12 protein-coding genes are annotated in these 11385 nt (G+C 70.8%); 5 read left to right on the top strand and 7 right to left on the bottom strand.

The window, feature by feature from the left end:
* The coding region (locus ACZ7NC_RS42925; RefSeq protein WP_471497342.1) for a maltotransferase domain-containing protein at positions 1-635 on the bottom strand (635 nt) is incomplete at its 3' end.
* 71 nt (positions 636-706) lie between these two features.
* Positions 707-1012 (bottom strand): DUF5133 domain-containing protein, encoded by a 306-nt coding sequence (locus tag ACZ7NC_RS42920; RefSeq protein ID WP_471497340.1) that lies wholly within the window; start codon positions 1010-1012, stop codon positions 707-709.
* 297 nt (positions 1013-1309) lie between these two features.
* Here ACZ7NC_RS42920 and ACZ7NC_RS42915 point away from each other — a divergent pair, with 297 nt between their 5' ends.
* Together ACZ7NC_RS42915 and glgX are read left to right on the top strand one after the other, a co-directional pair.
* Positions 1310-1822 carry a pep a2 gene (locus tag ACZ7NC_RS42915; RefSeq protein ID WP_471497338.1) on the top strand — a complete coding sequence of 171 codons (513 nt, stop codon included), beginning with the start codon at positions 1310-1312 and terminating at the stop codon, positions 1820-1822.
* On the top strand, positions 1819-3963 hold the full coding sequence (gene glgX, locus ACZ7NC_RS42910; protein ID WP_471497336.1) for a glycogen debranching protein GlgX: 2145 nt from the start codon (positions 1819-1821) through the stop codon (positions 3961-3963). Before ACZ7NC_RS42915 ends, glgX begins: the two co-directional genes overlap by 4 nt.
* A 19-nt stretch (positions 3964-3982) precedes the next feature.
* Here the strand turns inward: glgX and ACZ7NC_RS42905 are convergent, their stop codons facing one another.
* Positions 3983-4783: a VOC family protein gene (locus tag ACZ7NC_RS42905; protein ID WP_471497334.1), complete on the bottom strand. Its 801-nt coding sequence runs from the start codon at positions 4781-4783 to the stop codon at positions 3983-3985.
* Between the two features lie 167 nt (positions 4784-4950).
* Here ACZ7NC_RS42905 and ACZ7NC_RS42900 point away from each other — a divergent pair, with 167 nt between their 5' ends.
* Positions 4951-5283: an ANTAR domain-containing protein gene (locus tag ACZ7NC_RS42900; RefSeq protein WP_471497331.1), complete on the top strand. Its 333-nt coding sequence runs from the start codon at positions 4951-4953 to the stop codon at positions 5281-5283.
* A gap of 25 nt (positions 5284-5308) precedes the next feature.
* On the opposite strand, the gene ACZ7NC_RS42895 is transcribed toward ACZ7NC_RS42900, so the two are convergent.
* Positions 5309-6100: a SigB/SigF/SigG family RNA polymerase sigma factor gene (locus ACZ7NC_RS42895; RefSeq protein WP_471497329.1), complete on the bottom strand. Its 792-nt coding sequence runs from the start codon at positions 6098-6100 to the stop codon at positions 5309-5311.
* Between the two features lie 459 nt (positions 6101-6559).
* Here ACZ7NC_RS42895 and ACZ7NC_RS42890 point away from each other — a divergent pair, with 459 nt between their 5' ends.
* Positions 6560-7081, top strand: a complete 522-nt coding sequence (locus tag ACZ7NC_RS42890; RefSeq protein ID WP_471497327.1) for a hypothetical protein — start codon at positions 6560-6562, stop codon at positions 7079-7081.
* A gap of 22 nt (positions 7082-7103) precedes the next feature.
* Here ACZ7NC_RS42890 and hemC read toward each other — a convergent pair whose 3' ends face one another.
* Together hemC and ACZ7NC_RS42880 are read right to left on the bottom strand one after the other, a co-directional pair.
* The gene (hemC, locus tag ACZ7NC_RS42885; RefSeq protein WP_471497325.1) at positions 7104-8039 is read right to left on the bottom strand and encodes a hydroxymethylbilane synthase; all 936 of its coding nucleotides are present in this window, start codon (positions 8037-8039) and stop codon (positions 7104-7106) included.
* Between the two features lie 17 nt (positions 8040-8056).
* A complete protein-coding gene (locus tag ACZ7NC_RS42880; protein ID WP_471497323.1) occupies positions 8057-9259 on the bottom strand; it encodes an MFS transporter in 1203 nt (400 codons plus the stop codon).
* A gap of 107 nt (positions 9260-9366) precedes the next feature.
* On the opposite strand from ACZ7NC_RS42880, the gene ACZ7NC_RS42875 reads away from it, so the two are divergent.
* A complete protein-coding gene (locus tag ACZ7NC_RS42875) occupies positions 9367-10374 on the top strand; it encodes an ArsR/SmtB family transcription factor (protein ID WP_471497321.1) in 1008 nt (335 codons plus the stop codon).
* Between the two features lie 17 nt (positions 10375-10391).
* Here ACZ7NC_RS42875 and ACZ7NC_RS42870 read toward each other — a convergent pair whose 3' ends face one another.
* Positions 10392-11168 carry an NPP1 family protein gene (locus ACZ7NC_RS42870; protein ID WP_471497319.1) on the bottom strand — a complete coding sequence of 259 codons (777 nt, stop codon included), beginning with the start codon at positions 11166-11168 and terminating at the stop codon, positions 10392-10394.
* Positions 11169-11385 lie beyond the last annotated feature (217 nt).

Genomic DNA, 11385 nt, shown 5'->3' with positions numbered 1-11385 from the left:
TACCAGGAGCCGTACAGGGCCCGTTCGCGCTCGACCAGCAGCGGCAGCGGATCCGACGCGGTCACCAGATCCCGCACCGGATAACGCCCCAGCACCGCGTCCACGTTCGCCGCGAACGCCGCCGCGAGCCGTGACACGGGCGGCAACGAGTCGTCCCGCAACGCCTCCGAGGCGGCCAGCAGGGTGGCCCGCTCGGTCTTGTCGGGCACACCGGCGGCCGCACGCTCGTACAGCTCGCCGCCCTCCTCCAGGACCAGCCCGACATCGATCCCGGCCGGGACCTTGATCCGGGCGGTACGGCGCCAGGTGGCCACCGGATCGCTCCAGGCCTCCACATGGAACGTCCAGCTGCCCACGGCGGAAGGTGTGACCTTGGCGCCCCAGCGGTCACTGCCGGGAGCCAGTTCGTGCATCGGCGTCCACGGGCCGGGACGGCCGTCCGGGTCGGTCAGCACGACATTGGCGGCCACGGCGTCATGGCCCTCGCGGAACACGGTGGCGGTGACCTCGAAGGTCTCACCCACGACCGACTTCGCCGGATGCCTGCCGCATTCCACGGCCGGCCGAACGTCCCGCACCGGGATCCGGCCGATGGTCCCGGTGCCGGCACCGGTCCTGCTCTTGGTCCTGCCCATGGTTCACCTCCACCGTGCTTCGAGGCCGGGCACAAGGCCCGGCCGGGGATTCGATCTGTGCCGGAAGCTGGCTATCTCCCGGCATGGAAACGCCGCCGCCGCGATATCGGCGGTCCCCGCCGAGCGGAGACGCTTGCCGTGCGGGGCCGTTCGTCCTGCTCCCGGAGATAGGCGGCCGGAGTGATGCGCAGATACCGCTCGGCGGCGTCCGCGGCCTCACGGGCGCAGCGCTTTCCCATCAGCACACAGAGGGTGTAGCCGGTGTCCTCGAAGGTGGCGCGCACCGTGAGGTCGGCCGGGGCCGCGAGCATGGCTCGTTCCCAGGCCCGGTATCGCCGCAGTTGCCGGGCGACTTCGGCTTTGGCCGGTAGCAGCATGGCCCCGTTCACCTTCCGGGCTCGATGGCACGTCTCCCGACCGTCGGGCGGAAACCCGTGCGCGCACACGCACGGGTTCCGTTACGGGCATCGAGGTCTTCACACATGGTGCATGGTCGACGACTCAGCGTCCTGTTGGAACTTCAACCATCTCGGTTCGTGTCTCGTGTTGCACGAATGGCGTACCGCCCCCACCCTGAAGTGACTCAGAAGCGATCAGCGCTCACGCTCCGCGTTCGGGGCCCGTCCCGCAGGGGCGAGGAGAGCGGGAGCTTTCGCGGTGAGGAGGTAACGACGGTGAAGACCGCAGTGCCCTGCTACTACCACCTCGATGTGGAAGTGAGCCCCGAACGGGTGGGTCAGGTCAGCCGAATTCTGGCCGCTCACCTCCGGTACTGGGACCTGGAGACTCTTGTCGAGCCCGTCCGCCGAGGCGCGGAGATGCTGTTGCGGGCCATCGACGAGCACGCGACGGACAAGAACACCTCGATCGAGATGTGGTGGAACGGCCAGCACCTCATCACCGCCGTGGGTGACAACGACCGCGCCCTGCGCCCGGACCACGAGCTGCGTGCCTGCCTGCAGCACCTCGCCGCGATGAGCGACGGCTGGGGCTGCTGTGCGACCGAGTCCGGCAGCAAGGTCATCTGGTTCTCGCAGCGCGCCCGCGCCGCCGAACGTGCCCCGCTCGTCCCCGCGGCGCCGGCGCCCAGCCTGCGCGAGGCGCGCGGGGTGCCCCGCGAGATGCCCGTGACGGCCGTCGCCGATGCGGCGGGCATCCGGGACGGCGTCCTGGAGGAGGCCCGGTGACCGGGCGCCGCGACCGCAAGGGGGTGCCCGCGTGGAGCGGGCACCCCTACCCGCTGGGAGCCGCCCACGACGGACAGGGCACCAACTTCGCCCTGTTCAGCGAGGTCGCCGAACGCGTCGAACTGGTCCTCGTCGACGACAAGGGCCGGCCCGGTGTCGTTCCGCTGACCGAGGTCGACGGCTTCGTATGGCACGGCTATCTGCCCGGCGTGGGCCCGGGGCAGCGCTACGGCTACCGGGTGCACGGCCCCTGGGACCCCGGCCTCGGCCACCGGTGCAATCCGGCGAAGCTGCTGCTCGACCCGTACAGCCGGGCGGTGGACGGGCAGGTGGACAACCATGTCTCCCTCTTCGAGCGCACCCCGGGCGGCCCCTCCCCGGCGGACAGCGCCGGGCACACCATGCTCGGCGTGGTGACCGAGCCGTACTTCGACTGGGGCGACGACCGCCCGCCCAGACGGCCGTACGCCGACACGGTCATCTACGAGGCACACGTACGCGGCCTGACCCGCAACCACCCCGACATCCCGCCCGAACTGCGCGGCACCTACGCCGGACTGGCGCACCCCGCGATCGTCGAGCACCTCACCTCCCTCGGCGTGACCGCCGTCGAGCTGATGCCGGTGCACCAGTACGTCCAGGACGGCGTGCTGCTCGACCGGGGCCTGTCCAACTACTGGGGCTACAACACGATCGGCTTCTTCGCGCCGCACAACGCCTACGCCGCCCACGGCACCCGCGGCCAGCAGGTCGACGAGTTCAAGTCGATGGTGAAGGCGCTGCACGCGGCCGGCCTCGAAGTGATCCTGGACGTGGTCTACAACCACACCGCCGAGGGCAACGAGCGCGGCCCGACCCTGTCCTTCCGCGGCATCGACAACGCCTCGTACTACCGCTTGGTGGACGGCGACTGGGCGCACTACTACGACACCACCGGCACGGGCAACAGCCTGCTGATGCGCCACCCCTACGTGCTCCAGCTGATCATGGACTCGCTGCGCTACTGGGTCACCGAGATGCATGTCGACGGTTTCCGCTTCGACCTCGCCGCCACGCTGGCCCGCCAGTTCCACGAGGTGGACCGGCTGTCGGCGTTCTTCGACCTGATCCAGCAGGACCCGGTGATCAGCCGCGTCAAGCTCATCGCGGAGCCGTGGGACGTGGGGGAGGGCGGCTACCAGGTGGGCAACTTCCCGCCGCTGTGGTCGGAGTGGAACGGCAAGTACCGGGACGCCGTACGGGACTTCTGGCGCGGCGAGCCCGGCTCGCTCGGCGAGTTCGCCTCCCGGCTGACCGGCTCCTCCGACCTGTACGCGCACAGCCGGCGCCGCCCGCGCGCCAGCGTCAACTTCGTGACCGCGCACGACGGGTTCACCCTGCGCGACCTCGTCTCGTACAACGACAAGCACAACGAGGCCAACGGCGAGAACAACCGGGACGGCGAGAGCCACAACCGGTCCTGGAACTGCGGCGCCGAGGGCGAGACCGACGACCCGGCCGTGCTCACGCTGCGCGCCCGGCAGCAGCGCAACTTCCTCGCCACCCTGCTGCTGTCGCAGGGCATCCCGATGCTCTGCCACGGCGACGAACTCGGCCGCACCCAGGGCGGCAACAACAACGCCTACTGTCAGGACAACGAGGTCTCCTGGATCGACTGGGGGCTCACCGACGACCAGCGCGCACTGAGCGACTTCACCCGCTACGTCATCGCCCTGCGCGCCGCCCACCCCGTCCTGCGCCGCCGCCGCTTCTTCCAGGGCGAGACACCGACCCACCCCGAGCAGCCGCTGCCCGACCTGGTGTGGTTCCTCCCCGACGGCCGTGAGATGACGGCCGACGACTGGGACCGCTCCGACGCGCACGCCGTCGCCGCCTTCCTCAACGGCGACGCCATCGCCGAACCCGACTGGTGCGGACAGCCCGTCGTGGACGACTCCTTCCTCCTGCTGCTCAACGGCTACTGGGAGCCGGTGGAGTTCCAGCTCCCGCCCGTCACGTACGGCGACCGCTGGACGACCCTGATCGACACCGCTGACCCACAGGGCCCCCCGGACGAGACGGAACACAAGGCGAACACCGGCGTCCTGGTGGAGCGCCGCAGCCTGCTGCTGCTCTCAAGACCCTCGCGGACCACCCCCTGATCTGAGGGGGGCGGGGCTCCTACCGCTCCCCGCGCGAGGTCACCGTGAACTGCGCCCCGTCCTGGTCCCGCAGCACCGCCTCATCGCTCCCCTTGGACAGCACGCTCCCCCCGTGCAACTCAGCGGCCCGCGCGCACTCCGTCACATCCGCGACCGCGAAGTGCACCTGCCAGTGCGGGCGGATCGTGGGATCGGGCGCGGCCTCCAGGGCCCCCGACTCGATACGCGCCACGATGTCACCGCCGCTGCGCAGCACGACCTCCCCACCCTCGTAGCGGACCTCGCAGCAGCCTCCCTCGCCCGACGCCCAGTCGAAGACCTCGCCGTAGAACAGGGCGGCGTCGAAGGCGTCACGGGTGTGCAGGCGGATGAAGGTGGGGGCGGCGCGGCGCCAGGTCTCCCAATTGGAGATGAGCTCGCCCTCCCAGATGCCGAACGTCGCACCGTCGCGGTCGGCGAGCAGTGCCGCCCGGCCGGGCGGCAGGGAGAGCGGTCCGACGGCCGCGGTGCCGCCGCGTTCCTGCACTCGGGCCACGGCCTCGTCGGCGCTGGGCACGGCGAAGTACGGCGTCCAGGCGACGGCCATCTGCCACATCGTGGCGACCGCGGCGATGCCGGCCACCGGCACGTTGTGCGCCAGTGCGATCCGGAAGCGGTCCCCCAGCTTGGCCGGCCGCCAGCGCCACCCCAGCACGGCCGAGTAGAACGCCTGGGTGGCCTCCAGATCACGGCTGGTCAGGCTCACCCAGCAGGGTGCGCCGAACACGGAGTGTGTGGACACGACATCGGCCGTGCTCCCGGGGGTTCTCGCATCGTTCATGGCAGTCGCGTCCTGGTCTCGCCCGACCGGCGGCCACCGGTCTGCTCCCAGTGTCCAGCCCGATGGGCTCATGGGCCTGTCGAGTACCCCCGGCAGTGCGCCGAAACGGCTGATGCCCCGCCTCGCACTCACTGGCAACCGACTCGCGAAGGGACGAGGATAGGACCGTGACACCGGTACCGAACGAGCCCGCCGACGAGACCGAACGCATCGTTGAGCTGGAAGCGGAAATCGACCAGCTCAAAAGGGCGGTGATCTCGCACGCCGTCGTGGACCAGGCGATCGGAATGATCGTCGCGCTCGGCCGGGTCGCCCCGGACGAGGGCTGGTCGGTGCTGAAGGACGTCTCCCAGCACACCAACATCAAGCTCCGCCATGTGGCGGAACTGATTCTCATCTGGGGCCGGGACGGGGAGATGCCGCCCGAAATCCGCGTCGAACTCGAAGAGGCCCTCGAACGCTACGGCCCGACGCAGATTCCGGGATCGGCCAAGGAGTGACTCCGGTGACTCCCCCTTCCGGGGGTCAGCTCGCCTCGGCGAGCAGTTCCTCGCGCAGCTGGGCGAAACAGCTGCTCAGCAACCGGGAGACATGCATCTGGGAGATGCCGAGCTGCCGCGCGATGCGGCTCTGGGTCATCCCGACGAAGAAGCGGAGGTAGAGGATCGTCCGCTCGCGTTCCGGCAGCCGTTGCAGACACGGCGAGGCGGACACACGGTCGACGACCACCTCGAACCCCGGGTCCGGACCGCCGATCGCGTCACCCAGCGCATAACCCTCGGTGCCGGGCATCTCCGCCTCCAGTGACAGCGCGGAGAAGCACTCCAGGGCCTCCATGCCGGTGCGCACCTCGCTCTCGGTCAGCTGCGCGTGTTCGGCGATCTCGGCAACGGTGGGGGCCCGCCCCGGGGTCTGCTGCGACAGCTCCTTGACCGAGTTCCGCACCCGGTTGCGCAGGTCCTGCACCCGGCGCGGCACGTGCAGCGTCCACATGTGGTCGCGGAAGTGCCGCTTGATCTCGCCGGTGATGGTGGGAACCGCGTACGCCTCGAAGGCGTGGCCGCGTGCCGGGTCGTAGTGGTCGACGGCCTTCACCAGGCCCAGGGCGGCCACCTGGTACAGATCCTCCAGGGACTCGCCACGGCCCTTGAACCGTACGGCGATCCGCTCGGCCATGGGGAGCCAGGCCTGAACCAGCTCGTCCCTCAGCGCCTTGCGATCCGGCCCCTCGGGCATGCCCACGAGCCGGTCGAACGCTTCGGTGGTGTCAGGGGCGTCGTCGTGCGGATGCTGCTTCGTCCTGGTGGTGGCACTCATCCGAGTGCACCTCCTCAAGCAGGTGCTGACTGGACAGACACCATGGGAGGCGGACTCGGACCTCACAGGGGACACCCAGGGGGCGGGCCGGCTCCCACGGACGTGCCTCCTGTCCGAAGCACATGGGAATAGATTCCCACCGATATGGTACAGGAAACGCATTTCGTGAGTGCGACTACGCGTTGCCATCGAGTGACTGTCCGTCCGCACCTCGCCGCCGCGCTCGGCATCACCGCGGCGTCCTCACTGCTCGGTCGGACGGCTCGCTGATCTTGGGGGGAGAACGTGATGTGCGGCACGTGGGTGAACACGGCCGCACGGCCCGGAAGCGGATTCTTCCTGCCCACGGCTTGATCGGTGATCAAGGGGGCGAATGGGCTGGCCACAGCGCATTCTGCTCATTTGACAGTGCACTGAGCACAAAGATAGGAAGCAGCTCTCTGGGTCGAGAGGTGGATTGTGTACGAGCCGAACGTGGTCGGGGACTGGCACGAGTACGACGAGCATGCCGGTCTGCGTGTCCGCGTCCACTGCCTGGAAGCCGCCGAGCCGCCGCGTGGACGGGACGACGCCGCCGAGGGGCTGACGTACTTCAGGGTCCGCGTCACCGTCGAGAACCGCGGCGAGCGACACCTCGGCGTCCATCTCGAGGACGGCCAGATGGACGTGCGGATCGGCCGCGACGGCGAGGCGGCGTTCATCGACTGGCGCAACTCGCAGTTCATCGAGGGCTTCGACGTCTACCCGCTGCGCCGGGCCACGGCCGTGCTCTACGCGGCCGGTCCCCAGGAGAGCCTGAGCCAGGTCGACATCCAGATCCAGCTGCGGGTCGAGGAGGAGTGGTCCGACCGCCGGCTGTGGACCGGCGGCCTCGGACTGCAGGAGAACTCCGTGGGCGCCCACGCGGCCACCGTGCGCGACGGTCTCGCGCTCCAGGTCAGCAACTTCCTGCGGGAGCAGGCCGAAGAGGGCACCGCCTGACCGGTGAGCGCCCTCGGGCGGCTCAGTGCGGGATGCCGTCGATGATCTCGCGGGCGCCCTGACGCAGCAGCGCGACCGCGACGGACGTACCCAGTGTCGCCGGGTCGAGCCGGCCCGCCCACTCGTGGGCGTTCAGGCGTGTCTTGCCGTCCGGGGTGAACACGCAGGCCCGCAGGGACAGTTCGCCGCTGCGGTCGACACGTCCGTACCCGGCGATGGGGCTGTTGCAGTGCCCCTGCAGCACATGCAGGAACATGCGCTCGGCGGTGGCCTCCCGATGGGTGTCCGGGTCCCCGAGGCCGCTGACGGCGTCGATCAGCTCGGTGTCGCCCTCCCGGCACTGCAGCGCGAGGATGCCCGCGCCGATCGGCGGCATCATCACCTCGGGGGAGAGGACCTCGCTGATCACGTCACGGCGGTCGATGCGCTCAAGGCCGGCCACCGCCAGCAGCAGCGCGTCCGCCTCACCGGCAGCGAGTTTCGCCAACCGCCGGTTGGCGTTGCCGCGGAACGGCACACACTCCAGGTGCGGGTGAGTGGCGGCCAGCTGGGCGACCCGGCGCACCGAGGAGGTGCCGATGCGTGTACCGGCGGGCAGCTCGTCCAGCGTGAGCCCGTCCGGATGCACCAGCGCGTCCCGGATGTCGTCCCGCTTCAGGAAGGCGGCGAACGCCGTCCCCGCGGGCAGCGGCCGGTCGGCGGGGATGTCCTTGACGCAGTGCACGGCGAGATCGGCCTCGCCGGCCAGCAGCGCGGCGTCCACCTCCTTGGTGAACGCGCCCTTGCCCTCGACCTTGGACAGATCGCCCATCCACTTGTCACCGGTCGTCTTCACCGGCACGACCTCGGTGCGCACACCGGGGTGCAGGACCGCCAACTCGGCACGGACACGCTCCACTTGGGCGAGAGCCATCGGCGAGTCGCGGGAGACGATACGGATCAGTTCAGGGACGGACATGCGGACACGATAGTCCGTCACCGCCCCGCGTTCGCACGCCATCGCCCGATTCCCGCCGCTCCCCGCGCCCGCGGCGGCGAGGTGAGTACCATCAGCGCGGCCACCGTGAACAGCCCCCCGACCAGGAACGTGCCGCGCACCCCGACCATGGGCAGCAACACGCCCCCGAGCAGCGCACCTGCGGCGATGCCCGCGTTGTAGGCAGCCGAGTTGGCCGCGAGGGCGGTCTCGGTGCGGGCCGGGGCCACCTGGAGCACCCTGCTCTGCGTCGCCATGAACGCGGTCGCGACCGAGGCACCCAGCACCATGATCAGCACCACTGCCGCCACCGGGACCCGGCCCGTCGCCCACAGCCCGAGCAGCGCCACCGCCTGGGCCGCCACCGGCACCGTCAGCGTGGCACGCGGATGGCGGTCGAGGAGCGGCCCGGTCACGGTGACTCCCGCCAGCGCCGCCCCGCCGAACGCGAGCAGCACCGCGCTGACGGCGTCGGCGCCGAATCCGCTCACCTCGGTGAGGAAGGCGACCACGTAGGTGAAACCGGCGAAGGCACCGGTCACCGACAGGACGGTGACGGCCAGCACGGCGCGGAACCCACGCCGGTCGGGCGCGGCGCCGTACGCGGAGTGGCCGTCCTGCGGGCGCGACGCCGGCAGCAGGACACCGACGGTCACGAGCGAGAGCAGCGCGAGCAGGCCGAGCAGCGCGAACGGCGTCCGCCAGCCCGTGTGCCCGCCCAGCCACGTCCCCGCCGGAACCCCGGCCACCGTGGCCAGGGAACCCCCGACGGACAGCAGCCCGATGACCCGCCCGCGACGCTCGGGTGGGAACAGGCCGACCGCGACCGGCCCCATCACCGACCAGAACACCGCCTGCCCCAGCGCGGCCGCCACGCGCGCCGCCAGCAGCACCCCGTAGGACACCCCGCCCAGCGCCGCCACCCAACTGGCCAGAGCGAGCAGCCCCAGAATCGCCGTGAGCAGATACCGGCGCGGCACCGAGCGGGTGACGTGGGCGAGAGGCAGCGACGCGACGGCCACGGTCAGGCCGTAGCCCGTGACCAGAGCGCCCACCGCGGTGAGCGACACCCGCAGATCGTCCGCCATGAGCGCGAGCAGTCCGACCGGCAGATTCTCGGTGGTGTTGAAGGTGAACGCCGCCAGCATCAGCGCCACGACGACGGCGGCACGCCGCCAGGGTGCCCGACGTACGCTGCCCATCCAACCGCCTTTCCACCAGGGGGAGTCGGGGGCAGCGTGCCGGGCCACGGCCGACGGCCTCCACTCTTTCGGCCCAGGACGAATCGACGCTCACGACGGGGGTCGCCTTGCCACTCGCCCTGCACCTCGGCACCGACGACCTCACCCGCTGCCGGTTCGCGATCTCGCCGCTGTGCCAGACCCACGAGGCGCTGCGGATGCTCCGCCGGCCCGGCCGGCACGGCTACCACCGAAGCTGGCTGCGCCGCGTCCGCCGTACGGTCGCCGGCCTCGACCTGGCACCGCTGTGGCTGTTCGTCCCGCCCGCTGGCGGCTACACCCCGGACTTCCTGGGCGCGCCCCCCGAGGAGCCGTACCCGTCCTTCGACGACGAACTGGCGCGCATGCGCGAAACCGACCCCGCCCTGGCCCACGCGGAGATGACCCGTTCCCTGGCGTGCACCCCCGGCCTCGTCGAGTCACCCCGGGGGCGTGCCGCGCTCGACGACCCGGCCGCGACCGTCCGGCGCCTGGCCGACCTCACCGAACGGGCCTGGCACGCCCTGCTCGCCCCGGACTGGCCGCGCCATCGGGCCGTACTCGAGGCGGACATCGCGCAGCGCTCGCGCAGGGCGGCCGACGGTGGCCTCGACGCGCTGCTGACCGGCCTGCACCCGGCCGTCGACTGGGCCGGCCGCACCCTCACCCTGCGCCGGTACGACGATGTGGCGGACGCACAACGGCCGGACGGCAGAGGCGTGCTGCTCATGCCGAGCGTGTTCGTGTGGCCGGACGTGGTGAGCGGGTTCGCCCGGCCGTGGCAGCCGACGGTCATCTATCCGGCCCGGGGCATGAGCCGCCTCCACGCCGCGCCGGTGCCGCGCCCGCCGCAGACGCTCGGCCGGCTGCTCGGCCACCAGCGCGCGGCCGTCCTCGCCGGTCTCAGCGCGCCCTCCTCGACGACGGAGCTCGCCCGGCGGCACGGACTGGCGCCGTCGACCGTGTCGGCGCACCTGGCGGTGCTGCGAGAGGCCGGCCTGCTGGAGTCTCGGCGGCAGGGCCACTACGTCCTGTACACGCGAACGGCCCTGGGCGACGCCCTCGTCGAGGGGGGCGTCGGCCCAGGGACCGCTTGAGTCGACCGGCCGCGGTGTCAGGCGTTCGGGTCGAAGGAGATACCCGACGGCTTCGCCGACGCCAGGTGGGCCGTGAAGTTGCCGTCCTTCAGACCGAAGTTGGCGCTGCCCCAGTCGGCCGCGACCAGCTTGTCCCGGATGCCGGAGGGGTAGCCGTTCCAGCCGACCAGCGGCGGGTACTGCCAGGTGCCCTCGTGGTTCTCCGGCGGCTCGTCGTTGGAGTTGGCCAGCCGGAAGCAGTGCGTGCTGATGCCGTCCTTGTGGTACACGATCTTCGCGTGCGTGCCGTCGAAACGCACCGAGGAAGCGGCGTGGACCGTGAACGAACCGTGGTTGGACGTCGAGACGTACTGCACCGCGTTGTTCTGCACCCACACCACGACGTGCTCCCAGTCGTGCCGGTGCCCGCCGATGCTGCTGCCCGCGATCGCCTGGTCCTTCTCGAAGTACAGGGCGTAGAGGTAGGCGCACCAGCCGTTGTTGCACTTGTAGCGTGAGTACCCGTGGGTGTTGTTCAGGTCCGAGGCGTCCCGGCAGCTGCCGTTGAGCGCGCCGGTCGGGTTGAGACCGCCGTTGAGGGTGCCGTCCGGGCCGATGGCGGGCGTGGAGTAGCAGCCGTCCGTGTCGTAGTCGTAGGCGGGCTGGTATGTGTTCTCGGCCGCCTCGGCGTTGGCGGGCAGCGCCCCGGGCGGAGCGGCGAAGGCGACGCTGGGGAAGGCGATGACGAGCGCGGCGGCACCGGCCAGACCGGTGAGCCATCTGTTGCGGTGCGTGCGGAACGTCTGTGACGACACAGAGTCTCCTCGGGGTCCTGGCGCAGCCCAACGGCTGTGGGGGGAAGGGCAGTTCAGGATCCCGGGATTTCACTGACGCGCCAAGAGCCACGGGCGTACCAGTGGTGAAGGGCAGCACAATAGGCGAGTTCAATCAGTCGTTGCAACACCGGCCTGTTGCAGCGAGCGTAGCTGCTCCTCGAAGACCTCGGCTGGTGTCCGCCAACCGAGGACCTTG

Source organism: Streptomyces sp. NPDC111802, assembly GCF_055634335.1.
Note: the sequence above shows the minus strand (reverse complement) of the source record. Positions and strands in the feature narration are given on the sequence as shown.